The following is a 24,694-nucleotide window of genomic DNA, read 5'->3' on the forward strand; positions in this document are numbered from 1 at the left end:
AACGATTATTCATTGCGAAGGTGAAAGTTACCGACGCAAAACAGCGCTCAATAAGAGCAAATAAAATTCGGTGTCAACCGGCCAAGATAATTGACGCGGAACCGGCCAAGTTAATTGACGCTAGATACTCCAGTTAGGGCGCATAACTGAAAAGCATTTTTCCCGGACAAACAAAGCACTTCTGTTTGTGCTAACGATGTTAATTCAGCTCGAGAGAAAGGATTAGGCTCTGCGTGACAAACCGATAGATTTTGAACCCCATCCATTGGATTTCTAACGATTACACCATCCCGAAAAGCATTGTTAAATATTGCACGCAGAATGATATAAAACTCATTAATTGATTTGTTTACATAGCTTTTATGTAACTTTTGACGTAATTGAATGATGTCACTATGACATAGGGAATTAATTGCGTGCTTGCCGACAAGCTTAATAACTTTTTTAGCTTTACACGTTTCTGAATTTAGCGTGGAAGGAGCTACTTCATGTTTTCTTGAAGATAAATATTGTTCAACATAAAACTTGATACTGAGGTCTTGCATAACGAACCCTACTGCAGCTCTACGGCTGCTTTTCTTAGAGTTAGATTAACATATCTTTGAACATACACAATACGAAATATTAAATAACATGTTATATTTCAATAATTTATATACATTTAATATTTTAAAAAGTCAATATTACAACGTCATGAACAAAATAAAACATTACATAATCACAGTGTTAAATGTCATAGCGAACACATTTAATATGACTGAAATCATCGACAACAATTTATATTATGAGTAAATTATTTTTTGAATATGTAGAAAAAGACTGAGGGGGGGGAAGTATTAACGGTTCGTCATGACACAGTAATGTTACCGACATTGTTGAGCTGTCATAGCATGCAGTAACTTAGTCAACTTTACAGTCATCACTTTCAATACAAACAAAGTATCACTAAATGACATTGTGTATTGATGAGCAAAAATTATATTTGGCAGCTTTACCCACCTTAGCCGTTTATCTTGTGCTTAAGTGGCTTTTGCAAGTTTGAATCATACATAAAAAGCATTGATAATCGATATACCGCAAAATACTGTCATAGAGTTGTTCTAGACGTGCTTCGATAAGATTATTCTCGTAACTGCATTACGCAGCATATCGTCTCTTCTAACGTTAAATAAACCTTCATTTTACTCAACAATCTTGTGTCTTAAGCTATTCAGCCTCAAGTAAAATCGCTTTCTCGTCTGGGATTAAATCATGCACTGAGCATTCAAGAATCGCTGCAATAACATACACTTTCTCTAAGCTGATACTTTTCTCACCACGCTCTACGATACCAATATAGTTGAGGCTAAAGCCGCATTGCTGTGACAGGTCTTTCTGAAGTATGTCTTTTTCTTTTCTTTTTTCTGCGAGTTTTTTTCCAAACTCAATCGCAATCTTTTTTTTCATTCTTATCTTGTAGATTAAATTAAAACACACTATAGTGTGTTTTGTGGTGATTAATCACTTAGCTAATATCAGTTTGCCGCTGCCTTATTAGCTAAACGCTCGCCCACGGATGCTAGCATCCGTGGGTTTATTTACTCACAACTCGAATCCTTCAAAATGACACAAGTTGATTTTATAGACATTATTAATAAACATTGCCCCATCGTGTTTACTACTGAGTATTTGTTACAAGCCCTTATCTATACGTATGAGACTGAAGATGCCGCCATTCTTCGAAAATGCATGCATAACCATTTATATCGATTAGAAAAATACCACTTTGTGAAACGGCTTTCTCCTAAAAGAAGTCGCAACGCACAATACGAACAACGATTAAATCTACAAGCCCCAATTCATATGCTACCCAAAAGACCAGACAGTGCTTTACATAAGCACACTGATAATCAGAGCATGGTAAAAAACCACTATAATGTACTTCAGCAACATATCAAGCAGTTAACACATAAACTCAATGCTTTTAAATTGCTTAGTCATAAGTTTCATTTATATAGCCCCATCATCAATGGCAAAATCAAGGTGTTAGATACCGAGCTATATGCAAAAGGCATTGAGCTCAATGCCGTCAATGAATTGATAGATGAAATCAAAAAGAGCAGCGGAGGTTGAACGTAAGTTGGCAAAAGGCATTATTGACTAAGGCATACTATTCACAAAGTAGAGTCAATCGACATTTTCAACGGCATTTGCCGTTGAAAATGTTGGATGGAATAGAGTTTGGTAATTAAAATTGTCGTCAACGCGCTGTAAATCCACTGAGGTTGTTACGCCGTCATGCCATAAGATAACTTAGTTATCGTCGCATTAATCATGTCCACACCAATTATGGTATATAACAGCGTTATCGGTTGTTGATTAGCAAACGCCTGGTTGGGTGTCTTTAGCCATAAAAGCATTTTATCTTGCGTACCAAAGTACTCTGTTCCTGCTTGAATAGTACTGATGAGCATCAACACACGCTCGGTCGCGATGACTGGCAACAGCTTATCGTGAAGTCTTAATTTTACCCCTAATACTGTTTCTAATTCACGCTTAGATAAGCCAGTAAACGTCATCGCATTAGTTAGCATGGCAGCAGTTAAGCCCTGCCTAACAAGCTCTATATCGCTATGTGAGTCATGATGAGGAGCATTGATGCATGTACCAACTAATGCTGAAAACGCTTTATTGAACATACAGGCCGACTCCCACAGAAAACGATTATTTGATAACAGTATAAGTGAAATTCAAAAGCCTGAAGACCTAATTTATTCGGAGACAATAAAGGCTAAGCTTCGTTGTCACTTCAAACACACTTTTGGACAGAAATGAGTTAGGGTTAGTGCTCTAAACTGCAAGCTTCGCATAAGCTGAGTTCGGTCAAATAAAGTTTCGAAAGTGTCTACTGAGTATGTAGCTATTCAGACAATATTCTTGAACAAGGCCGAAAAGTTCAGAATATGTTTACCAACCAAACGAAATAATTACATAAAGCATCATAAATACAGTAACATGACTCAATCACGCAGGCAGCAAGGAGTTCATGTGAGTCAAGAAGATGATGAGAAATACCCAGCCAGCGCCATATCCTCGTGGAGCGGCTTCGTTTATCAAGGAAAAGTTGCACTATATCACTCACTTAAGCTTATTCACGATGGCGACTTGGACTTCGAGCTTCAGCTAGACAGTAGCGACGACTTCGCTATTTATAAAGATGGAAAGCTACATACCGCCCATCAAGTCAAAGCGAAGATTAGCGAATATCGTAGTGGCTACACCACGGCGCTGGAGCAGTCCACTTTAATCGAATACGACAAAATCAAAGGGACGACCCGTTACTTTCACGTATCCGTCCAGCTAAACAATACAGACGTTCACAAAGGCGCTAGCGGAGAAACAGTGAAATTCTACCGCTACGGAGACAACTATCATTGCGGACTGGGTGAAATTGAAGGGCTGACCAAAGAACTCATAAAAAAAATATGTGAGAAACAGTCCATCACTGTCAGTGATAACCTTATAAATTTTAACTACTGCTTACTGTCAGAAAAAATAAGCACCAAGGCAATACATACCCATAAATTAAATCAAGTTGACGGAATCCCAGAAGACAGAGCCGCATACGAGGGCCGCATCAACGCCAGAAACATTTTAGATGACCTGCTGGCCGAAAATCCCTATCAGAATAGGGACTATTATGCAGTTGAATTAAAGGCCAGGCTCCAAACCCATCTAGAAGAAAGACTGGATCAGACGCTACCAACAATGAGTGACGCCACTTATGAGAGAGCTAGGCGTCTGTGTGAGCACATTCGCGAAACGCACATCAACGAATTAAAAACCCTATGTCAGATGATGAAGCCATCCGAGCGGTTTCAAGACGTTCAGACGAACGACATCAGGCGATACACCAAGCTTATCCAGGCTATTTCGGTGGAGCCCATATTCAACCATCTCCCGCACTACCTCGACAGCGAAAATCGGTTCTACGTACCTACCGCTCTTGACGTAGATGAAAGCGAAGAGTGTGAGTCTGACATGATCAGTGAAATGAAAAACAACAGGGATCTACTGAGACTACTTTTTGAGTACAACCATCTAATCGCCAGCAAAGCGGAAGCCTCATTCACCTTTAATACAAAATTCACAAACTCAGATGATTTCGACAACAAGCAGACCACTGAAAAGCTTGAAAGCAACATCACCAAGTCGCTATGCATTAGCGTAATGACAAAAGACGACGCGGAGGTTCGACTGAATGATAAAGCAACTCATTAATGAAGCACTTGTTGCCCATGGCTTTGTGAGTATACGCGAACTGGGTACCACAAGCTTTTATATTCGCGAGTCTGGATCTGCCATCAGGTTCGCAGTCCTACATAATCTTGACGACTTCCCAGACCCAGCTGAGCTGAATAATAAAATCAATAACCTTGCTCCTGAGGAATTTCTCAGTAACCCTAGCTTTAAGAAAAACTGCGATTTGATTTGCATTCATCGCCTTGACGTTCTGGCCGAGTTCAAGGATCACGAAGAAGAAATATTCGCTATCGAGGAAGACCCGCATTTTTATAAAAAATATGTCCTTTATTACAGTATTGCGGAAGAAAGCGCTCTCACTGATTTTACCTACGACAAACTGGTATCTGTGATTGCTGACAAAAAGGAATTTCTTAACTACAAAGAAAACCCTCTTGCTGCCACACAATACAGCTTTGCGGCGAAGACCTTTATCAAGCTTCCTTTCTTAGAGCTACCTAGCCATCAAGGAAACCTTGTGTCCTTGAGGTTACAGGCAGCTGAGGCCGTTGCAGAAGCCGATCTGAACGATACGTATTCGACTATCCAGAAAGTCACAGGCAAAAACGCCGACGAAATTATCAAGGAAATGATTAACAATGAACTGGCAAATATCCAAGATTGAAGTCTCTAGCTTCAAAGCATTCAAGCATATCTACTTAGATCTTGGCGAGTCGTCCTTGCTAACTCTGGACGGCCCTAACGGTTATGGTAAAACAAGCATATTCGACGCCATCGAACTACTACTCACCGGCCAGATCAATCGAATACAAAACCTATTCTCTACTTTATTAACCAAGAACAAAAGGGACTACGCGGACAATCTCTTCTGGAACAACCGCTCCGGCGAGAATGACCTCTGCATTAAAATTGAATTCATTAATGATGATCGTAAACTTGTTTTAGCAAGACATTGTCCAACTGCGATATTCAAAAAACCAGCGAACAATCGTGCAGACAAGTATGAAAACTTTAAGCTTTACGAGCTGCCGGAATTTGAATCATCTGACTTCACGAAAACCAATCAGCGCGATAATAATTTCCTTGACGAAGTTTTTGGTAAAAACTTCAGAGAAAATTTTTCCTTTCTGAACTATCTGGAGCAAGGACAAAACCGGCTGCTACATACTCGGGTAGACGAACGTAAGGATAAACTAGGAAACCTTTTCAACATTAGTGATATCGAAGCCGAGATCGAGAGCTGCAACGCCATATACAATAAATTCACAAAGCACATCAACGACCCTGAGCGTAAAGCAAAAGTTGAGTCACTCACGGAAGAGATAGCCACCCTAAGAAACACATTGCAGGCAGAGGCAGGGATCGTTGAGTACAAAAAGCTCTCGACGACCGATGTCCAACCAGTGTGGGACAATGAGATTCTGTTCTCAACGTATTCAGCGGTAGACCATGCTGCTTACCAAGAATCAGTAAGCAAGATTATTGCCCTTCTGCCACTCAAAGCCACGATAAAAACCAGGGTTTACAACGAGACAATCGATGCCGACATTGATCGTAACGAGGAGTCTCTGAGAAGCTTGGCTCGGTTCGGTAAAGACCTTGGTAAGCTTGATGGGCTTGAAGCTATCAAGAAGAGGATTGATGAATTAGAGCGCGCAGCAAACATCATCAAACGCGGTGCCACAGTCATCAAGGTCGAAGAAGCCAGAACACTACCAAACTGGAAGGATGGGCGCCTTGAGTGGTTTGAGTTACAAATTGAGTCCCGAAACAGACTAGGAGGAAAAAGCAGCGCCAACGCGAAAGTCGTAGCCGAATTGGAACGCTTGAAAAAGCAGTTGCTTGAAGAACATAAAAAGTCCTATCCCGACGACGAGTTGTGCCCTCTCTGTGGCGCTGACTGGGAAGTTCACAAATCAATGGTGGATGCCATTGAAGCGAGAACCAAGCAGATCTCTGATTCGCTTGGCCAAGACGGTAAGGATTTAGTTAGCTTTATCGCTGTTATGGACGCTGAGCTGAAGCTCATCGACACTCATATACAAGACAGCCTCAAACTTCTCAAGCCTACATTTGAACCAAATCTTCATGCAGCACTGACTAAGATTAAGCTTCGGCTCCCGGCAATAACCCAGTTACTGGAGAAGCTGCAAAGCGAAAACATTCAATTTACTGACTCATTTACGGAAATTGATGACGTAGTAAATGAGCGACTTGAAAAGCTCAAAGAGATTCTAAGGAATAAAAAACAGGTTGAAGCTGACGCTTTAGCGCTGCCGGAGGACTGGCGAGAAACAACAAATAGCGTCTTCAAAGACCTTCAGGACTTCTACATAATCACAGCTGAAGACCTAAAGGACAAAGAACAGTACATATCGATTAAAGCCAACGAGGCTCAAAACGCCAGGCTCCAAACCTGCATTTCCGATCTTAAGCTTATCGAAAAAGAAACCCTGGCGGCCAAAAAAGCACAAGGTAAAATCGAAAAGCTCCGCAGCACACTGAAGAAGACAGAGCAGAGTTATACCGACCAGACAATTTCGGCGATTGAGCTCATATTCCACATCTACAGTGGCCGACTGATCCAAAACTATCAGCGTGGCCTGGGCCTGTTTATCGAGAGCCGCGAAGGTACGCAGTTGAGGTTCCTGACTGCCGAGAAGTCTGAACACGACGCAGTCATGTCCATGAGTTCTGGTCAGGTGTCCGCCCTCAGCCTTGCCTTCTTCCTCTCGCTCAACAAGGTCTATGCTCGGGTACCTCTCATACTAATTGATGATCCGTCGCAATCCCTAGATGAAGTAAACGTTGCTTCCTTGACCGACCTACTCCGTTGTGAACTCAAGCATTGTCAATTGGTTGTATCCTCCCACGAGGACGATATCTCGGCCTTTATGCGCTATCGGTTTGACAGAGCCGGTTTGACAACAAGTTCGCTCAACATGCAGCTATTGGCGAAAGAATCTTCGTAAAAGCCGCCCGTATCAATGTAATAGAGCTGGGCGACCGTGATGTTCATATGGATGGGTTAACCATCCTGAAGAGGTTGTCACAAACAACAATAGGATCTGGTTTTACGCTTTCCTTCATTAGGTAAAGTATTCCAAAACCAAATCTCAATTAATGTACCTTCTGTCGTTCATAACTTATTTTGGGGCAAAAATGCGTCGGTTTATTCCCAAGGCGCTTTTCGTTTAAACAGCTTTTTGAGAGCTTCTACCTTGGCTGGCTCTGTCTCTGAATTAAGATATGTTACAAACTTTTCGTAGTCGGCGTCGTTTAACGCTATTAGTTCAGCTTTTTCTAGCATTTCAGTCCATTCTTTAATACTGACTTCACTAAGTTCATCTGCATGTGCGGTATAAGAAGTCATACTTTCTAGCACTTCTTTTTCAGTTAAGTTTTTTTTAGTCATCACAAATCCAAGGAACGAATTTTGGTTGGCCACATTATAGCAATTATCTGTTTATCTGATTCAAATTTAATCTGCGGTTAGCAAAGTTTGGGGCAAAAATTTGTTAGATTGAGCAGAACTGCATTGGGACTGATTTCGCTCTCAGTGAGAGCGAAAAGGTTTATTTCGCACTACCCTATAGCTGATGAGTGCTGGGTTGCAGAGCATTTAAGACAATTTATTAAAAAAGCAACGTTTGAAACGCTTGTTTGATTTACACGTTTTTTCGCACTCACTGACTGCGAGCCATTTTCAACACCATTAATTTTCGCTCTCTGCTGTAGCGAAATAATGACAGCTTTGGCAGTGTTTGTGCCTCATTTGGCGCTGTTACTGCCAATTGCGTCTGGATATTTTTCGAGGTTTAATGCTTATCGATTAAGCACACCCGATCATCAAATTTGATAGTCAATTCTCTCGATATCCTTGAGCAATGCTGCAACGTTTATATCTTTGCCGTAACGACTGAAAGTGATGTTGGGATTAGCGTGACCGACGATTTGAGCAACAATATGCTCACTGATATCCAGTTGCTTCATTTCATCGATAAACGTGTGTCTGAAGCCATATGACGTGGGGCGCAGGTTCGCTTGCATGCCTATCTCGGTTTGAAGCTTGGCGAGCTGTTTGCAGTAAGTTTTTGACCAATCTTCAATGATGCCGACAGGTTTATAATCAAACAGCTGGGTATGTGTTGTTTTTCTTTGCTCAACAAACGCAATAAAGCCTAGCTCAAGCAAGCACTGATGAATGGGCACATAACGCTTGGCATTGAGGTTCTTTAATCGTTGTACAGCGCCACTGTCATCAATGCAAATACAGTGTACGCCGTCGATTAGTTTGATATCTCCAGGTTTGAGCTGGCAGGCTTCTGAAGGCCTTAAACCGCCATAAAGCATTAATCGGGTGACCCATTTGAAATCGATTGTTGAAGCTTTGAATGATGAGCTGCGAAGTAGGCGTTTAAGTTCAGGATGCGTCCAGCGGTCTCTAGCTTGATTCGGTTTAGCTTTTGGTTTTTGACCGACAGTAACGCTTTCAAAGGGGTTGCTGGTGCAGTAATTCATTAATTGGCACCACTTAAAGAACTGAAATATGGCAGCTAAGTACTCTTTATTGCTTTTGTAGCTTCGGCCTTGAGTTAGTAAAGCATCGCGATAGGTCATCGCATCAGCACTGGTGATGTCATGCACACATTTATCATCAGTTTTAAGCTTGGTTTTAAGAATGGATTTTGATGATACGGTATCAATAAAATGCCGAGTACGCTGCTCAAGCTGCTTGATAGACAGAGGCCTAATGGCTGATTTTTGTTTTGAGATAATAAATGCGCTTAATGCTTCGTTTAACCCAATAACAGGCTTTGCTTGCGCCACAGCGGTAGTTTCACGATGCTGAGACAATTTAGTCTCTCTAATGGGGATAGCATGAGGTTTTTGCGTGATGTTGAATGTAATATCAGGATCAGCTGCATCAAACTGAGCTCTAAGATTGTTAATGACCTCATCAACGTAGCGAATAAAGTCATTAATACGGGTTTGATGGTCAATAGACTTGATGATTTTTTTGAGTGCTCCGGCAACATCAATGTTACGGATGACCGCTTCTGCTCTGTCACGAGTCAATAAGGAGACTTTTACGTCAAAGGGAAAGCCCTTGTCGCGTAAATATTTGGCTAAACAGATGCGTGTGAAGTATACGTTGTTGGGTGCTCGATAAAGATACATTGTCTGAGTCAATCCTTATGGAGAGCCCCTCAAACGCCAAAAACAAAAAAAGCCGTTGATAATCAACGGCTTTTCTCGTATTTAATGTGGCGGAGGGATAGGGATTTGAACCCTAGAACGGGATAAACCGTTGCCGGTTTTCAAGACCGGTGCATTCGACCACTCTGCCATCCCTCCGAGCGGCCGAATAATATGACAATGGCTGTTTGGTGTAAAGGGTAAATTGAAAATAATCAGTTAAGTGGCGATAAAACACTCAGAAGATGAATAGATAGCCTGTGAATTATAATTTATCGGCACTTTAAGGTCGATATAGTGACTCACATGGCTGTCATTTATAAGGTATTGAGAATGGTCTGCATTCATTAAACAGGTTATCTGGTCTTTTGCTCAGCAAAATATGTGATTAAACAGCTGATAACCGCGACTTTGCTTGATTTGATTGGGGTTAATGTTTACCTTTACAGCAAGTAATGTTGCCAATGCCAAGGATAGCGAGATGCTTTCAGAACAAGCATTCGAAATGATAGATATAGTTGCCCGAGTGGGCAGTTTTACTGCCGCCGCCAATAAATTAAATAAAGTCCCCTCGGCGGTGAGTTATGCAATTAAACAAATTGAAGATGACCTAGGGGTCATCTTATTTGAACGTCATCATCGTAGTGTGAGTTTGACGCCTGCGGGTGAGCATTTTGTGGCTCAGTCGCGTGAGATCATGACTAAATTGAATAACATCAAGCGTGATACTCAAAAAGTCGCCAATGGTTGGCGGCCTTCTTTGTCTATCGCGATTGATAATATGGTGCGCGCCGACAAGATAAGCGGGTTGATTGCCGATTTTTATCGCCACTTTACCGACATTGAATTAATCATCCGCCTTGAAGTGTATAACGGCGTATGGGAAGCGTTATCGACAGGTAAGAGTGATGTTGCCATTGGCGCGACCTCGAGTATTCCTGTTGGTGGGGTATTTAAGTCTCGCGATATGGGAATGATTCAGTGGTCGTTTTTGGTCGGTAAAAACCACCCATTGGCTAAAGCTGAACATGCATTAACTGACGAGGAGTTATTACAATATCCGTCTATTTGTTTACAAGATACAGCGCATAATATCGCACACAGACCTAACTGGTTATTAAACAACCAGCGCCGTATTGTGGTGCCAGACTGGATCCGCGCATTAAACTGTTTTCGTGAAGGCTTAGGTGTAGGTTATATGCCTAACCATTTGGCGGATATATTCATTAAAGCCGGTGCATTAATAGAAAAGCAATTAGACAAACCCAAACAAGATACCGCCTGCTGTTTGGCCTGGAATCATGCCAATATGACCCCTGCAATGCAGTGGGTTCTCGATTATTTAGGCGAGACACCTAAGCTTAAAAAAGAATGGCTAAGCTAAACGGAAGCTATTGAAGATTATAAGGTTATATTACTCTTAGCTTTATGGTAACGTAGCGACATGAATCGATGTCATAAATTAATTTATATTTAATGTACATTGCTTACGCTAGTAACAAAGATTTACTGTCAGAGTGAAAACGATAGGTTTTCGCGTTGAACAAATCATTGAGTTAATCTCTGGAGACGATAATGAGTCAACAATCAGTTATATCCCCTAGTCTATCGACTACTGAAGTCAATAAACTGTTAAAAAACACCTATATGCTGTTATCAATGACATTGGCTTTTGCTGCGGCTAGCGCAGGTTTAAGCATGTTATTTGAAATTGGTCGCTGGCCATCACTGGGCTTAGCATTAGGTGGCTTAGTATTATTATTTGTGACTTTGAAAAAAGCTGACACTGCGGCGGGTATCTTTTGGGTATTCGCCTTTACCGGTATGGAAGGTGCCTCATTAGGTTACATCCTTAACCATTATGCTGGTATGGCCAATGGCCCTGGCTTAATTATGCAAGCACTAGGCTTAACATCCGTTATCTTTGTGGCGTTATCAGCTTATGCACTGACTACCAAAAAAGACTTCTCGTTTATGGGCGGGTTCTTGTTTGCTGGCATGTTAGTCATGATTGGCGCACTAGTGATTAACTTATTTGTGCAAAGCTCGATTATGTTTATGGCAATGAACGCGGGTATTGCATTACTGATGACCGGTTTTATTTTATATGACACTAGCCGTATCGTGAACGGCGGCGAAACCAACTACATCCGTGCAACCGTTTCATTATTTTTAGATTTCTTAAACTTATTTATGAGTCTTCTGCATTTAATGGGTATGGGCAACGACGATTAATCGCCGATAGAGTTCAGCGTTAAATTACGATAAAATGACCCTACTTTAGGGTCATTTTTTTTATCATGAGCAAATTCATTATTCAAGTAAACGGCAGTGTTTATGGCTCTAGCGCCAGTTTTCGTGCATTGACCTTTTGTCAAAGTGTGTTGGTCAATGGTCATGACATTATCACGGTCTTTTTCTACCAAGATGGCGTGACAAACAGTAACGCCCTTACCTGCCCAGCCTCTGACGAAATAGACATGCATGCACAGTGGCAAGCTTTTGCACAACAACATAATGTGCCGCTCACTAATTGCGTGTCTGCTGCGCTTCGCCGTGGGGTGTTATCACAGCAAGAATCACTTGAAAACGGTAAAAGCCATTGGAACAGTGACGAGGCCTTTAGCATGGGCGGCTTAGGCGAATTAGTGGTTGGCATAGAAAAAGCCGATCGTTTAATCAGCTTTTAAAATCGATAGGATCAATCATGAAATCTGTGGCCATTGTATTTCGCCATGCACCATTTGGATCCACCAGTGGCCGCGAAGGTTTAGATGTTGCTATGCTTAGCGCCAGCTTTGAGCAGCAAGTGAGTCTTATTTTTACTGACGAAGCGGTATTACATCTCCTGGGTGGGCAAACCCCAGAGCAAGCAGGCGCAAAAGATTACTTAGCGGCCCTAAAAGCACTGCCGTTATACGATATTGAAACGGTATTAGTGTGCAGTGAATCGATGCAGCACTTGGGGATGAATGCTAGCGAATTGAGTATTGATGCCGAGGTTGCTAGTGCCGATATGATAACCCAAACATTGCAAGCGGTTGATGAGGTATTAGTATTTTGATTTTACATCATATTCAAACATCAGCATTAACCGACAACGCACTCAACACCTGCTTACGGTACATTAACTCTAACGACAGTATATTATTGGCTGGCGATGCCGTTAACTGCTTATTACAAGCCCCGTGGCAACAGCGTTTAGCCTCGGTTAACCTATTTGTGTTGCAAGATGATATTCAAGCGCGGGGATTACAGCAGCGTATTGATATGATTGCAGAACATATGTCAGCCGAACTTTTTCATATTATTGATTACTCAGATTTTGTTGAGCAATCACTTAAGCATAGCAAGGTCATCACTTGGTAAACTCTTTTGAATTTAATGGTCTACAGATTGAAATTGACCATCAAGGCTATTTAAAAAATGTTGCAGATTGGCAAGAGCCAATGGCGCCGGTTATTGCAGCGACTGAAAACATTGAATTGACAGAACAACACTGGGAAGTGATTCGGTTTGTACGCAATTTTTACCTAGAATACAAAACCAGCCCAGCGATCAGAGTGTTAGTTAAAGCCATCGGCCAAAGCTTAGGTGCTGATAAAGGTAACTCTAAATACCTGTATACCCTATTCCCAATTGGCCCTGCCAAACAAGCCACTAAAATTGCCGGATTACCAAAACCGGCTAAATGCTTGTAGATTATTGAAATACCATTGCGCGTTAGTAAATGATCTCTCAGCGAGAATTTAAAAGGGTTTAAACAAGGCGAATGACTGAATGAATAGTTGTTCTCTTTCGAAGTCATGCAACGCAGTGTAAGCCCTTTTAAAACTCGCCTGAAAGGAATGTCTCAGCGGCTTTTGCTTTGCGTTCTCGCTATTTGAAAGGGAACAACCATTACTACATAGCGACGCCTTAATCAAAAACCGCTGGACGCATTCTGAGTGGTCACTTATTAATGCGCAATGGTATAAATACCAAACAAAAAGCCCAGTTAAGCATGCTTAACTGGGCTTTTTACTGTTCACTATTTTTCGGTACTTTTACTTCGACGCTTGATTTGGGCTTTAAATTTAGAACTTTACATTCAGGGCTTTATATTCAGAGGCTTTACTGAGGTACGACATTATCTAATAAAATAAAGGCAACTTGGCCAAGCAACACGAATACCAATAATACAAAAAACATCCCAATCGAAGACGACACAAATCTGCTGTTATTACGCTGACCAGTAGCCACCGCTTATTATCCTTTGCAAGTATCAAAAATGTTTGTCGCACTCGAGGAGCACGACAAATACATTACACCATTAACCATTAACCATTAACCAATTACGCTTAAACCGCCCATGTACGGACGTAAGACTTCCGGCACGGTAATGGTGCCGTCTTGGTTTTGATAGTTTTCAAGAACGGCTACTAAGGTACGGCCGACAGCCAAACCAGAACCGTTGAGTGTGTGTAATAATGCAGGCTTATTGTCGACTTTGCTACGGTATCGAGCTTGCATTCTACGCGCCTGGAAATCTTTCATATTTGAACAAGATGAAATTTCACGGTAAGTATTTTGCGCGGGTAACCATACTTCAATGTCGAAGGTTTTGCTTGAGCCAAAGCCCATGTCACCAGTACACAACACCATAGTGCGGTGAGGCAGGTTTAATAGCTGTAATACTCTTTCAGCATTAGCAGTAATTTCGTCTAATGCTGCCATAGAGTTATCTGGATGAGCAATTTGTACTAGCTCAACTTTATCAAATTGGTGCTGGCGAATTAACCCGCGAGTATCACGGCCGTATGAACCCGCTTCACTTCTGAAACATGACGTTAATGCGGTCATCTTCATTGGCAGTTCGCTTTCTTCAACAATCATATCGCGCACATAATTGGTTAATGGCACTTCAGCGGTAGGAATAAGCGATAAACCCTGACCTTCTTCTGTAGCCGGCTTAGTATGGAATAAGTCTTCACCAAACTTAGGTAATTGGCCTGTGCCCATTAAGCTGTCTTCGTTAACTAATAACGGAACGTAAGTTTCTGTGTAGCCATGTTCTGTGGTGTGTAGGTCTAGCATAAACTGACCTAATGCACGGTTTAAACGGGCTATTTGGCCGCGCATAATAATAAAGCGCGAACCGGTGATTTTAACGGCGCTTTTAAAGTCTAATCCGCCAAGTGCTTCGCCTAAATCTAAGTGATCTTTGACTTCAAAGTCGAATACTTTTGGGGTGCCCCACTGACGCACTTCAACGTTTTCGGTTTCGTCTTTACCTACTGGCACTGACTCGTCTGGCAAGTTCGGTACGCTCATGGCAATAACGTTAATTTGTTGTAATAGCTCAGCAAGCTCAGCCTTTTTCGCATCTAACTGCGATCCTAAATCACCCACTTGCGCCATAATGGAACTGGTGTCTTCGCCGCGAGCTTTAGCTTGGCCAATCGACTTAGAAATCGCGTTACGCGATGCTTGTAAGTCTTCAGTTTCTACTTGAAGCGATTTACGCTTTTCTTCAAGCTTGGTCAAATTATCGACATCAAGAGTAAAACCACGAGAGGCTAAACGCTCGGCAGTGACTTCGAGTTCGTTACGCAAAAATTTTGGATCTAGCATGTTGTCAGTTCTTTTTAGTTAAACGCGAGAAAATACAAGTTGTTGACCGATGTACACCATAAAAAGACACAAGGTGACATTCAACAACACATTTAAAACAGCCTTATGCCAAAGGCCGTCCTGGATCAGCAATAAGGTTTCATTCGAGAAAGTTGAAAACGTGGTGAGTGCGCCTAATAAACCCACACCAACCAAGGCTTTTAATTCTGGACTCACGTGACTCAGTTGCCCGAGTGCATAAACAACGCCCATTAAAAACGATCCCAATATATTGACCATCAGTGTACCAAAAGGAAAACTGCTTCCAAATAGCTGGATCATAAATATTGACAAAAGATAGCGTAAAACAGCACCAATTGAGCCACCCAACGCCACAAGTAATACATTAGTCATAGCGTTTGACCTCACTTTGCCTGTCAAGCTCGTTGAGTTGTGCCAATTTTTCTTGAATGCGTTTCTCAAAACCACGATTCGTTGGCTGGTAAAACTGGCTGTGTTTGAGTGATTCAGGAAAGTAATTCTCACCAGGTGCAAACGCGCCCGGTTCGTTATGGGCATAGCGGTATTCTTTACCAAAGCCGATTTCTTTCATCAGTTTGGTCGGCGCATTACGCAAATGATTGGGCACAGGCTCATGGCCAGTTTGTTTAGCTAACTCTCGTGCGGCGCCAAAGGCACTGTAAACGGCATTACTTTTAGGCGCACTGGCTAAATAAAGCACCGCTTGTGCGATAGCGCGCTCACCTTCTGCGGGGCCGATACGGTGATAACAATCCCAGGCATTAAGCGCAACAGTCATGGCTACAGGATCGGCATTACCGATGTCTTCAGAGGCAATGGCCAATAAACGCCTGGCAACATAAAGTGCATCGCCGCCGCCTTCTAAAATTCGGCAAAACCAGTAAAGTGCAGCATCAGGCGCTGAGCCTCGAACTGATTTGTGTACCGCTGAAATTAAGTCGTAAAACTGATCGCCATTTTTGTCGTAACCTGCCGCTTGATGGCCTGCCACTTGAGTGAGCATCTCTGTTGTAAACTCACCGCCATCGCTGACTAAATCACTCATGAGCTCAAGCAAGTTTAACGCTTTGCGGGCATCACCTTCACTGATGTCGGCAAGTTGCTTAGCAACGTCTGTCGGTAGCATTAATTGGCGTTTGCCATAACCACGCTCAACATCCGTTAAGGCTTGATTGACGATTAAGGCTATTTCATCGGGCGTTAACCGATTGATTAAATACACACGCGCACGTGACAATAAGGCGTTATTGATTTCAAACGAGGGGTTTTCGGTTGTCGCGCCAATAAAAATAACCGTACCGTCTTCAATAAACGGTAAAAAGGCATCTTGTTGGCTTTTGTTGAAACGATGAACTTCGTCGACAAATAATAAGGTGCGCTGGCCACGACTTTGCGCAATGGCTTTGGCTTGCTCAATGGCCGCTCGAATATCTTTTACACCCGAGGTTACCGCTGAAATTCGCTCGACATGGGCATTAGCATAATGGGCAATAAGTTCTGCTAAGGTGGTTTTACCTGTTCCGGGTGGCCCCCACAATAGCATTGAATGGGCTCGGTTTGCCTCTAGCGCTTTACGTAGCGGCTGGCCTTCGCCAAGCAAGTGAGCCTGGCCAATATACTCACTAATTTCCCTTGGCCGCATACGCGCAGCCAAAGGACGAAAATCGGGTGCAAAATCGAAACCTAGATTAGCCATGAAACAACTTAGTTACCTTGCTTTAAACGCTGATCATCAATATCAACGTTGTCTGGAATGGCAAACTTAAACAAGTTTTTTTCAGCAGGCAACACAGCACGCTGCGCAGACAATTGGAATTGGCTTAAATTACCTTGCTCGTCAGTTAAGTTAAATTGAGTTAATTGATCTGCATTAAAACACACACTGACCGCAACAACGCTGCTATTTAACTTTTTAGGTTGAATATCAAAACAGTTCGATTTAGCTTTGTTTTTACGCTTTATTACTGTGTATTTATTCCATGTTTCATCATCGCGATGCACTAATAACGCCATAGGCGAGGCATCAACAGCTTGTGAAACATCCATTACAGTCACTTCTTCAGCAAAGGGGTTAAACACCCATAAGTTGGTGCCATCGGCCACAATTAATGATTCGTCTGGCTCGGTTAAGTGCCAGTAAAATTGATTAGGATAAGCCAGTGCAAAAACGCCGTTACCACTTTGAATAGGCTTATTGTTAATGTCGGTCACTTGCTGAGAAAACGTGGCATGCAAGTTATCTATTTTAGCTAGTTTGGTGCGTAATTCGGTGGCGTCATCGGCCTGCACGGCGGCAGATAACATGCTCGTCGTTAAAAATAGGCTTAATACTGTACTTAAAACTGTAATGCGTTTGTTCATCATTATTCCTATTGGCTTCTTGGTGGTGGCGGTGCCAACACCTCGCGGTTACCGTTGTGGCCTTGCGAGCTCACAATACCTTGGCCTTCCATCATTTCAATGATGCGAGCGGCGCGGTTGTAACCAATCTTAAACTTACGTTGTACGCTTGAAATAGAGCCTCGGCGGGTTTCGGTTACAAACGCCACGGCATCATCATAAAGCGCATCATATTCTTCTTCAGTATCTGAGGTTTCACCCGGCAGCAGCACTTGCTCACCTTCTGACACCCCATTTAAAATTTCATCAATATACTGTGGTTTACCACGTTCGCACCAATCGGCTACCACTTTGTGCACTTCATGGTCGTCAATAAATGCACCATGGACACGGTTAGGTACACTGGTACCGGGTGGTAAATACAACATGTCGCCCATGCCTAACAAGGTTTCTGCACCTTGCTGATCTAAAATGGTGCGCGAGTCGATACGTGACGACACCTGGAACGCTATACGGGTTGGGATGTTGGCTTTAATCAAACCGGTGATCACATCAACCGACGGACGCTGTGTCGCTAATATTAAGTGGATCCCTGCCGCACGTGCTTTTTGCGCAATACGAGCAATGAGCTCTTCAACTTTTTTACCCACAATCATAATCATGTCGGCAAACTCATCGACAATCACCACAATTGATGGCAACTTTTCTAATGGCGGCGCTTCATCTAGCATGCTCTCAGATGATTTCCATAATGGGTCTGGAATGTATTCACCTTTGGCAGCAGCTTCTTTAATTTTGTAGTTGTAACCTTTTAAGTTACGTACACCTAAAGCCGACATTAATTTGTAACGACGTTCCATTTCACCTACACACCAACGCAGTGCATTGGCCGCTTCTTTCATGTCGGTGACCACTTCACATAATAAATGTGGGATGCCTTCATATACAGACAGCTCAAGCATTTTAGGGTCAATCATGATAAAGCGAACATCATCAGGGCCAGATTTATATAACAAGCTGGTGATCATCGCGTTAACCCCGACAGACTTACCAGAACCTGTCGTACCTGCCACCAATAAATGCGGCATTTTACCTAAATCGACGACAACGGGTTCACCGGCGATGTCTTGGCCAAGCACCATCGATAACGTTGATTTACTGTCGTTGAACGCTTCGCTGTCTAGCACATCGCGCATAAATACGGTTTCACGGAACTTGTTTGGTATCTCAATACCGACATATGCTTTACCCGGAATAACCTCTACAACTCGCACGTTTTCAGCTAATAAAGAACGCGCTAAATCTTTAGCAAGGTTAGAGATTTTTGATGCTTTTACCCCAGGAGCCAACTCAAGCTCAAAACGAGTAATCACCGGGCCTGGGTAGACTCCAACCACGTTGGCAATAATATTAAAATCAGCCAGTTTGGTTTCAACAAGTCTCGCAACCTGGTTGAGCTCTTCTTCGCTAATCGGGTTTTTCTTACGATCGGGCACATCAAGTAAAGTAATGCTGGGTAGCGGATCCATTTTGCGTTTTTCTTGTGGCGCCTGGCCATCAATAACCACTAAACCATCGACAATTTTGGCTTCTTTTTTCGGTTGTTTTTGAGCCACTAACGCACCTACAGAATGCGGTTTCTCAAACGCTCCTGCAAATGGATCGGGCGTGATGTCGATATCATTCTCAGTGTCAGTATCGTCGATATCATTGTTAACACTAAAGCTGACTTCATCTACATCGTCTTTACTGGCAACCCATGGTGCAAATGTTGGCTCGTCATCTTGCAGTGTAATCGACGGCTCTTGACGGTCATCGGTGTCTAATTCGTCATCATCAATATCGCGGGGTTCAAATACGTCAACCACTTTAGGTTTACGGCTAAAGAAGCTGCGTTTTTTCTCCACCGGCGCAACGGCTATGTCGTCTTCGACTGCAGCCTTGGTTGCAAACATCTCTTTGGCTTTTTTAGCCTCTTTTGATGTAACGGGTATACCTGAAGCGTCTTGACCGTCTAATTCATCACGGCGTTGTTTAAACTTATCAACCAATGACATAAAGCCTTTGGTGTCTTCGGTTTCACGCTCACGCTTAAACAGGCTTGGTAACGTCCATACTTTTTTGGCACACCAAATGGCACCAAAACCAATTAACTCAATAATAGTGAGCCAACTTACCCCTGTAGCTAAGGTAAAACCGGCACAAATAAAGCACATTAATAACAGTGTGGTGCCTAACGTACTAAAATACGGCAGCATCGCCTGCCCTATCACATCACCGGCTACGCCACCGGCTGAAAACACAAACATGTTGTCGGCGTTCATGCTGACTAGTGCGGCTAACGCCAACAGCATGAGCATAAAGCCTATGATGCGTAATCCGACGGAAAAATAATCAATCTCAAATACCCGATGAGCACGGTTAAAAATAAACCACCCTGTGGTGGCGATAATCACCGGGATTAAAAAGGCAATAAAGCCAAAAAAGTAAAACAGCACATCGGCTGTCCAAGCACCTACAGCGCCAGTCCAGTTATGAATTTCACCTTGAAAATGCGACTGACTCCAGCCCGGATCATTCGGGTTAAAACTGGATAGCGCCAATAGAATGTAGGTTGCAACCATGCAACAAAGAATTAAACCACCTTCAAGCAAGCGTTGTAAGCCGCTGAGTGTTTTTAGACTATTTTCCTGAGTCAAACGAAAACATCCATAAAAGAGTGAAAAATAAGGGTTAAGATAACAGAATATCACTGTATTTGCAGTGATTATGCACCTTGATTTCATCAAGCTCAATGGATTGTTATAGGGAATTAATCCAACAAATCAAAACTGCGATTGAGATGCATAAAACTGAATGATTTATCGACAAAAAAAATCAATGATGAACTGATAAGTTGCAGCGCTATTGTCCATCACGATTGAAATATAAGGCATTGCAGCTAGCACTTCATGCTACCTAACAGGTAAAACCACTTAGTGATTAAGATAAGGTTATCCTAGGTTGTATAAAGCAACTTTATTCGTTTGCTTTACCTCTTCCATCACCACATAAGTACGAGTATCTGATATAGACGGTAATTTCAGCAAGGTTTCACCTAATAATCGTCGATATGCAGACATATCTGATACTCGAGTCTTCAATAAGTAGTCGAAATCACCAGAAACTAAATGGCATTCTTGAATGTCATCAAGTAATTGAACTGCACGATTAAAGCGGTCGAAAATGTCTGGAGTATCTCTGTTTAAGGTTATTTCAACAAAGACTAACAGTGATGCACCTAAATAATGTGGATTAACGAGTGCTGTGTACCCGTTAATAAACCCTTGTTTTTCAAGTCGTTTAACTCTTTCAAGACAGGGCGTTGGACTTAAACCCACTCTTTTAGATAACTCTACATTAGAGATGCGTCCGTCAATTTGAAGTTCATTGAGTATGTTGCGATCGATACGGTCTAAATCTTTAATTGAATAGTTTTTATTAGTTGCCATACATTTAACCTTGTTTTGTCCCTAAAACAATATTTAAACCTTTTTAAGGGGAATCTTCAGCAGCATAATCTGCTTAACCGGAACTATACTAGAGTTCCCTGAAATAAGCACGTTCAGGTCACAATTAATAACAATTATACCCACTTACAAGTGGGTTTTATGCAAATTGAGGCTCAAAAATGATTATTGGTGTACCAACAGAAATCAAAAACCACGAATACCGTGTTGGCATGGTTCCTTCAAGCGTGCGCGAATTGACCATTAAAGGTCATGACGTATTTGTTCAATCTGATGCGGGTGTGGGTATCGGTTTTACCGATCAAGATTATATTGATGCTGGTGCTTCAATTTTAGCAACTGCTGCAGAAGTCTTTGCTAAAGCTGAAATGATTGTAAAAGTGAAAGAGCCGTTAGCTGTTGAACGAGCGATGTTACGTAACGACCAGATTTTATTTACTTATTTACACCTTGCGCCAGATTTGGCTCAAACGAATGATTTAGTTGCGAGCGGTGCAGTGTGTATCGCTTACGAAACAGTGACTGACGACCGTGGTGGTTTACCGCTACTTGCCCCTATGTCAGAAGTGGCTGGCCGTATGTCGATTCAAGCGGGTGCGCGTGCACTTGAAAAATCGTTAGGTGGCCGCGGCATGCTATTAGGCGGCGTACCAGGTGTTGAACCGGCTAAAGTTGTGATCATCGGTGGCGGCATGGTAGGTACTAACGCAGCGCAAATGGCTGTTGGCATGGGTGCCGATGTGGTTGTACTTGACCGTAGCATTGATGCATTACGTCGTCTAAACGTGCAATTTGGTTCTGCTGTTAAAGCCATTTACTCAACTGCAGATGCCATTGAGCGTCATGTGCTTGAAGCTGACTTAGTTATTGGTGGTGTATTAGTACCAGGTGCAGCAGCACCAAAGCTTATCACTAAAGACATGGTTAAGCGTATGAAGCCTGGCAGTGCGATTGTTGATGTGGCAATCGATCAGGGTGGTTGTGTTGAAACTTCACACGCTACCACTCACCAAGACCCAACGTATATTGTTGATGACGTAGTACACTATTGTGTTGCTAACATGCCTGGTGCTGTTGCACGTACATCTACTTTCGCATTAAACAATGCCACGCTTCCTTATATCATTAAGTTAGCTAACCAGGGTTACAAACAAGCTTTATTAAATGACAAACATTTATTAAATGGCTTGAACGTTATCCACGGTAAAGTCGTGTGTAAAGAAGTCGCTGAAGCATTAAACCTTGAGTTTACTGAACCAAAGAGCATGCTTAACTAATCGCCTTATTTGAGTTAACTCAGTTAGGGTTAACTCGATTTAGCTTAAGCTGGTTCAATAAAAATGCCGCATAGTATTATGCGGCATTTTTTATTTAACACTGTCAAACACACACTGACATTGGTATTAATCGCAAAAAATAACCTTGAAAGATTAGCAGCCTCTAAACTAATAGCGGTTATTTGGCTTGTGCCTGTTTGGCTAATAACTCAAAGAATGCGTGTTCTGGCATCGGTTTGTAGAAAAAGTACCCCTGCACCGCCTCAATATTTTGCTGTTTAATAAAATCCAGTTCTGTTTGAGTTTCAACGCCTTCGGCGACAATCGATAAATCTAAAGCACGACTCATACTGACAATCGCTTCAATGAGTGCTTCATGGCGAGTGCCCATTGATATTTTTTGAATAAAAGACTTATCAATTTTCACCTGATCAACGGGGAAATTCGCCAGATATGATAATGATGAATAGCCGGTACCAAAATCATCAACCGATATTTGCATACCACGATGCCTTAATTCGATAAGAAGTTGGTTAATGGTCTCAAGCTGCTTCATCATTAACGATTCTGTGATTTCTAGGGTAATCAATGAGTACGGCAACCGCTCAGCACCGTACTCGGCTTCTTTGGCATCAAAATACGCTAAAAATCGTTGTTGTAATTCGGTGGTCCAAAACTCAATGGTCGACACATTAATCGATAATGGGATCGCTAAACCGCGGTTTTGTAAGGTAGTAATAGTATCAATAGCCTGGTTTCTTACCCATTCGCCAATTTGCACGATAAAGCCTGACTCTTCTGCAATGGGAATAAACTCATCTGGCGAGATAAATTGGCCATCGTATTGCCAGCGTAATAATACTTCCGCTTTAATAATTAAGCCGGTATTTGGGTTCACTATCGGTTGATAATAAAGTTCAAACTGCTGTTCATTAATGGCCGATTTTAAACGCAGATGAAGCTCGGCATTGCGTTCTGCATCTTTCTGAATTTGTTGATTAAAAAATTTAAAACCGTTACGTCCATGTGACTTAGCATTATACATCGCTTGAGTGGCACAATTTAATATTTGCTCGACTTTGTCAGCATCGTCTGGGTATCGCGCTAAGCCAATGCTAACAGTCAGTTTAAGATGTTGTCCACCTACTGAAAAGGGATTATCTAATACCGCAGAGACATCGTGAACCATACTGATGAGTGTTTCTGTCGACCTTTCGCCCGGAAATACTAAAGCAAACTCATCGGCGGCAATCCGAGACAACAGCACATTTTCAGGGATGACACTCGACAAACGTTTAGCCATCAAGGTGAGGATTACGTCACCTTTGTCATGGCCTAATGTATCGTTAATTTGTTTAAAATGATCGATGTCTATCAACATCAAACTAAACTGTTTTTCATTTTTTTTATGTAAATCATCAGGTTCAATGATGCTTTGTAAACTGTCGAACAAATATTTACGATTTGCCAAACCGGTTAGTTGATCATAATTTGTTTGAAAATGAATCGTTTGCTCAGCATTTTTTCTGGCTGAAATATCATTAATTAACCAGGCAAAACAATTTTGCTGGGTAAACGAGTCACGGATCACCGCTACGGTTAACGATATATCGATAATGTCGTTATCAGTTCTTAAGCCTTTTAACTCACCCTGCCAGGCATGGCCTCGTGATAAATGCTCAAATAAATCGACAATTTGCTCGGCGGGTGAATGGCTTAAAAATCGCTGCACATCAAATAATTTGAGATTGGCATAATAAGTCGAAGTTAACGATTTAAAAATCGGGTTAGCTGACAATACTGAATTGTCTTCGCTGGTGATCACTAGGGCAATAGGTAAGCTGTTAAAGATTTTACTGCTCAAGCGCTGAACATGCATACCGCGACTGCGTTCAATGGCCAAACTGGCTAAACGAGCCGCTTCTTGAATTAAAATTAAATCCTGTTCAGTAGGCGATTTTATGGTGTCGTAATACATGGCAAATGTGCCGAGCACTTTACCATCACTGTCTTTAATCGGTTCTGACCAACAGGCTTTTAACCCACAGTTAATTGGAATTTCTTTATATTGCTGCCAATTAGGATGGCCATCAATATCTTCAACAATAACCCGCTCAGCTAAAAAGGAAGCCGCACCACATGAGCCGACTTGAGGACCTATCTCAATCCCGTTAATGGCCTGATTATACGCATCGGGTAAGTTAGGTGCTGCACCCGATATTAATCGTTTCCCGTCTTCGCTGATTAATAATACTGACGCGCGAGTGCCAATTTTTTGCGCTTCGATAAGCAGCACTAATGCGTTCAGCATTTCGCCAAGTGGCAGGCCTTGCAACACCATATTCAAGATAGTGCTGTAACGCTCTAATCTTGACTCATGGTAACCCTCTTCAAGAGGTTGTTGCTCAGAGTTGTCGATATTCGGTCCTATATCCATATGGCTCCACAATGGTATGAGTAAACTCATATTACAACTGAATAATATGTTAATAA

At 42.1% G+C, this 24,694-nt stretch carries 23 protein-coding genes and 1 tRNA gene; 11 read left to right on the forward strand and 13 right to left on the reverse strand.

What is annotated here, in order from left to right:
• Positions 1–110: 110 nt before the first annotated feature.
• On the reverse strand, positions 111–545 hold the full coding sequence (locus ACROAE_RS03375) for a hypothetical protein (RefSeq protein ID WP_432399514.1): 435 nt from the start codon (positions 543–545) through the stop codon (positions 111–113).
• Positions 546–1,206: 661 nt separating this feature from the next.
• Complete coding sequence (locus ACROAE_RS03380) at positions 1,207–1,446, reverse strand: helix-turn-helix domain-containing protein (RefSeq protein WP_124731077.1); 240 nt, start codon at positions 1,444–1,446, stop codon at positions 1,207–1,209.
• Between the two features lie 156 nt (positions 1,447–1,602).
• Here ACROAE_RS03380 and ACROAE_RS03385 point away from each other — a divergent pair, with 156 nt between their 5' ends.
• Complete coding sequence (locus ACROAE_RS03385) at positions 1,603–2,112, forward strand: hypothetical protein (protein WP_432399515.1); 510 nt, start codon at positions 1,603–1,605, stop codon at positions 2,110–2,112.
• Positions 2,113–2,267: 155 nt separating this feature from the next.
• Here ACROAE_RS03385 and ACROAE_RS03390 read toward each other — a convergent pair whose 3' ends face one another.
• Positions 2,268–2,678 (reverse strand): antitoxin Xre/MbcA/ParS toxin-binding domain-containing protein, encoded by a 411-nt coding sequence (locus ACROAE_RS03390; protein ID WP_432399516.1) that lies wholly within the window; start codon positions 2,676–2,678, stop codon positions 2,268–2,270.
• 349 nt (positions 2,679–3,027) lie between these two features.
• On the opposite strand from ACROAE_RS03390, the gene ACROAE_RS03395 reads away from it, so the two are divergent.
• The 3 genes from ACROAE_RS03395 to ACROAE_RS03405 are packed head-to-tail and all read left to right on the forward strand — an operon-like array spanning position 3,028 to position 7,214.
• Complete coding sequence (locus tag ACROAE_RS03395; RefSeq protein ID WP_432399517.1) at positions 3,028–4,260, forward strand: ABC-three component system protein; 1,233 nt, start codon at positions 3,028–3,030, stop codon at positions 4,258–4,260.
• Positions 4,241–4,906 (forward strand): ABC-three component system middle component 1, encoded by a 666-nt coding sequence (locus ACROAE_RS03400; RefSeq protein WP_432399518.1) that lies wholly within the window; start codon positions 4,241–4,243, stop codon positions 4,904–4,906. Before ACROAE_RS03395 ends, ACROAE_RS03400 begins: the two co-directional genes overlap by 20 nt.
• On the forward strand, positions 4,881–7,214 hold the full coding sequence (locus ACROAE_RS03405) for an AAA family ATPase (protein WP_432399519.1): 2,334 nt from the start codon (positions 4,881–4,883) through the stop codon (positions 7,212–7,214). The genes ACROAE_RS03400 and ACROAE_RS03405 overlap by 26 nt, the downstream gene beginning before the upstream one ends.
• Positions 7,215–7,414: 200 nt before the next feature.
• On the opposite strand, the gene ACROAE_RS03410 is transcribed toward ACROAE_RS03405, so the two are convergent.
• From ACROAE_RS03410 to ACROAE_RS03420, 3 genes are all read right to left on the reverse strand, one after another.
• A complete protein-coding gene (locus ACROAE_RS03410; protein ID WP_188923824.1) occupies positions 7,415–7,657 on the reverse strand; it encodes a DUF1778 domain-containing protein in 243 nt (80 codons plus the stop codon).
• A 434-nt stretch (positions 7,658–8,091) separates the two neighbouring features.
• Positions 8,092–9,423: a tyrosine-type recombinase/integrase gene (locus ACROAE_RS03415; RefSeq protein WP_432399520.1), complete on the reverse strand. Its 1,332-nt coding sequence runs from the start codon at positions 9,421–9,423 to the stop codon at positions 8,092–8,094.
• 87 nt (positions 9,424–9,510) lie between these two features.
• A tRNA-Ser gene (locus tag ACROAE_RS03420) sits at positions 9,511–9,600 on the reverse strand.
• Between the two features lie 322 nt (positions 9,601–9,922).
• On the opposite strand from ACROAE_RS03420, the gene punR reads away from it, so the two are divergent.
• From punR to ACROAE_RS03450, 6 genes are all read left to right on the forward strand, one after another.
• Entirely contained in the window at positions 9,923–10,825 is a 903-nt protein-coding gene (punR, locus tag ACROAE_RS03425) for a DNA-binding transcriptional activator PunR (RefSeq protein WP_432399521.1), read from the forward strand.
• A 191-nt stretch (positions 10,826–11,016) separates the two neighbouring features.
• Positions 11,017–11,676 (forward strand): Bax inhibitor-1/YccA family protein, encoded by a 660-nt coding sequence (locus ACROAE_RS03430; RefSeq protein WP_188955293.1) that lies wholly within the window; start codon positions 11,017–11,019, stop codon positions 11,674–11,676.
• 65 nt (positions 11,677–11,741) lie between these two features.
• The gene (tusD, locus tag ACROAE_RS03435) at positions 11,742–12,131 is read left to right on the forward strand and encodes a sulfurtransferase complex subunit TusD (RefSeq protein WP_432399522.1); all 390 of its coding nucleotides are present in this window, start codon (positions 11,742–11,744) and stop codon (positions 12,129–12,131) included.
• A gap of 17 nt (positions 12,132–12,148) precedes the next feature.
• On the forward strand, positions 12,149–12,505 hold the full coding sequence (tusC, locus tag ACROAE_RS03440) for a sulfurtransferase complex subunit TusC (RefSeq protein ID WP_432399523.1): 357 nt from the start codon (positions 12,149–12,151) through the stop codon (positions 12,503–12,505).
• Positions 12,502–12,810, forward strand: coding sequence for a sulfurtransferase complex subunit TusB (tusB, locus tag ACROAE_RS03445; RefSeq protein ID WP_432399524.1), 309 nt, complete (start codon positions 12,502–12,504; stop codon positions 12,808–12,810). Before tusC ends, tusB begins: the two co-directional genes overlap by 4 nt.
• On the forward strand, positions 12,804–13,142 hold the full coding sequence (locus tag ACROAE_RS03450) for a TusE/DsrC/DsvC family sulfur relay protein (protein WP_432399525.1): 339 nt from the start codon (positions 12,804–12,806) through the stop codon (positions 13,140–13,142). Before tusB ends, ACROAE_RS03450 begins: the two co-directional genes overlap by 7 nt.
• Positions 13,143–13,767: 625 nt before the next feature.
• Here ACROAE_RS03450 and serS read toward each other — a convergent pair.
• The 6 genes from serS to lrp form a co-directional block, all read right to left on the reverse strand.
• Positions 13,768–15,054 (reverse strand): serine--tRNA ligase, encoded by a 1,287-nt coding sequence (gene serS, locus ACROAE_RS03455; protein ID WP_432399526.1) that lies wholly within the window; start codon positions 15,052–15,054, stop codon positions 13,768–13,770.
• Between the two features lie 18 nt (positions 15,055–15,072).
• Positions 15,073–15,447, reverse strand: a complete 375-nt coding sequence (crcB, locus tag ACROAE_RS03460) for a fluoride efflux transporter CrcB (RefSeq protein WP_432399527.1) — start codon at positions 15,445–15,447, stop codon at positions 15,073–15,075.
• Positions 15,440–16,771, reverse strand: a complete 1,332-nt coding sequence (locus ACROAE_RS03465; protein WP_432399528.1) for a replication-associated recombination protein A — start codon at positions 16,769–16,771, stop codon at positions 15,440–15,442. Before ACROAE_RS03465 ends, crcB begins: the two co-directional genes overlap by 8 nt.
• A gap of 8 nt (positions 16,772–16,779) precedes the next feature.
• The gene (lolA, locus tag ACROAE_RS03470; protein WP_432399529.1) at positions 16,780–17,436 is read right to left on the reverse strand and encodes an outer membrane lipoprotein chaperone LolA; all 657 of its coding nucleotides are present in this window, start codon (positions 17,434–17,436) and stop codon (positions 16,780–16,782) included.
• Positions 17,437–17,444: 8 nt separating this feature from the next.
• A complete protein-coding gene (locus tag ACROAE_RS03475) occupies positions 17,445–20,114 on the reverse strand; it encodes a DNA translocase FtsK 4TM domain-containing protein (protein WP_432399530.1) in 2,670 nt (889 codons plus the stop codon).
• A 294-nt stretch (positions 20,115–20,408) separates the two neighbouring features.
• Positions 20,409–20,906, reverse strand: coding sequence for a leucine-responsive transcriptional regulator Lrp (gene lrp / locus ACROAE_RS03480; protein ID WP_432399531.1), 498 nt, complete (start codon positions 20,904–20,906; stop codon positions 20,409–20,411).
• A 179-nt stretch (positions 20,907–21,085) separates the two neighbouring features.
• On the opposite strand from lrp, the gene ald reads away from it, so the two are divergent.
• Entirely contained in the window at positions 21,086–22,201 is a 1,116-nt protein-coding gene (gene ald / locus ACROAE_RS03485) for an alanine dehydrogenase (RefSeq protein ID WP_432399532.1), read from the forward strand.
• A gap of 178 nt (positions 22,202–22,379) precedes the next feature.
• Here ald and ACROAE_RS03490 read toward each other — a convergent pair whose 3' ends face one another.
• Entirely contained in the window at positions 22,380–24,638 is a 2,259-nt protein-coding gene (locus tag ACROAE_RS03490; RefSeq protein WP_432399533.1) for a bifunctional diguanylate cyclase/phosphodiesterase, read from the reverse strand.
• Positions 24,639–24,694: the final 56 nt, after the last annotated feature.

It is taken from the genome of Shewanella sp. MF05960, assembly GCF_050849305.1.
Classification (GTDB): Bacteria; Pseudomonadota; Gammaproteobacteria; order Enterobacterales; family Shewanellaceae; genus Shewanella.

What these genes read in the sequence shown, in the direction of transcription:
- lolA (WP_432399529.1), bottom strand. Translation starts at nt 17,436, where the DNA reads ATGAACAAACGCATTACAGTTTTAAGTACAGTATTAAGCCTATTTTTA.
- punR (WP_432399521.1), top strand. Translation starts at nt 9,923, where the DNA reads ATGCTTTCAGAACAAGCATTCGAAATGATAGATATAGTTGCCCGAGTG.
- tusD (WP_432399522.1), top strand. Translation starts at nt 11,742, where the DNA reads ATGAGCAAATTCATTATTCAAGTAAACGGCAGTGTTTATGGCTCTAGC.
- ACROAE_RS03410 (WP_188923824.1), bottom strand. Translation starts at nt 7,657, where the DNA reads ATGACTAAAAAAAACTTAACTGAAAAAGAAGTGCTAGAAAGTATGACT.
- ACROAE_RS03490 (WP_432399533.1), bottom strand. Translation starts at nt 24,638, where the DNA reads ATGGATATAGGACCGAATATCGACAACTCTGAGCAACAACCTCTTGAA.
- crcB (WP_432399527.1), bottom strand. Translation starts at nt 15,447, where the DNA reads ATGACTAATGTATTACTTGTGGCGTTGGGTGGCTCAATTGGTGCTGTT.
- ACROAE_RS03380 (WP_124731077.1), bottom strand. Translation starts at nt 1,446, where the DNA reads ATGAAAAAAAAGATTGCGATTGAGTTTGGAAAAAAACTCGCAGAAAAA.
- ACROAE_RS03430 (WP_188955293.1), top strand. Translation starts at nt 11,017, where the DNA reads ATGAGTCAACAATCAGTTATATCCCCTAGTCTATCGACTACTGAAGTC.
- ald (WP_432399532.1), top strand. Translation starts at nt 21,086, where the DNA reads ATGATTATTGGTGTACCAACAGAAATCAAAAACCACGAATACCGTGTT.
- tusC (WP_432399523.1), top strand. Translation starts at nt 12,149, where the DNA reads ATGAAATCTGTGGCCATTGTATTTCGCCATGCACCATTTGGATCCACC.
- ACROAE_RS03385 (WP_432399515.1), top strand. Translation starts at nt 1,603, where the DNA reads ATGACACAAGTTGATTTTATAGACATTATTAATAAACATTGCCCCATC.
- serS (WP_432399526.1), bottom strand. Translation starts at nt 15,054, where the DNA reads ATGCTAGATCCAAAATTTTTGCGTAACGAACTCGAAGTCACTGCCGAG.
- ACROAE_RS03375 (WP_432399514.1), bottom strand. Translation starts at nt 545, where the DNA reads ATGCAAGACCTCAGTATCAAGTTTTATGTTGAACAATATTTATCTTCA.
- lrp (WP_432399531.1), bottom strand. Translation starts at nt 20,906, where the DNA reads ATGGCAACTAATAAAAACTATTCAATTAAAGATTTAGACCGTATCGAT.
- ACROAE_RS03405 (WP_432399519.1), top strand. Translation starts at nt 4,881, where the DNA reads ATGAACTGGCAAATATCCAAGATTGAAGTCTCTAGCTTCAAAGCATTC.
- ACROAE_RS03465 (WP_432399528.1), bottom strand. Translation starts at nt 16,771, where the DNA reads ATGGCTAATCTAGGTTTCGATTTTGCACCCGATTTTCGTCCTTTGGCT.
- ACROAE_RS03390 (WP_432399516.1), bottom strand. Translation starts at nt 2,678, where the DNA reads ATGTTCAATAAAGCGTTTTCAGCATTAGTTGGTACATGCATCAATGCT.
- ACROAE_RS03415 (WP_432399520.1), bottom strand. Translation starts at nt 9,423, where the DNA reads ATGTATCTTTATCGAGCACCCAACAACGTATACTTCACACGCATCTGT.
- ACROAE_RS03400 (WP_432399518.1), top strand. Translation starts at nt 4,241, where the DNA reads ATGATAAAGCAACTCATTAATGAAGCACTTGTTGCCCATGGCTTTGTG.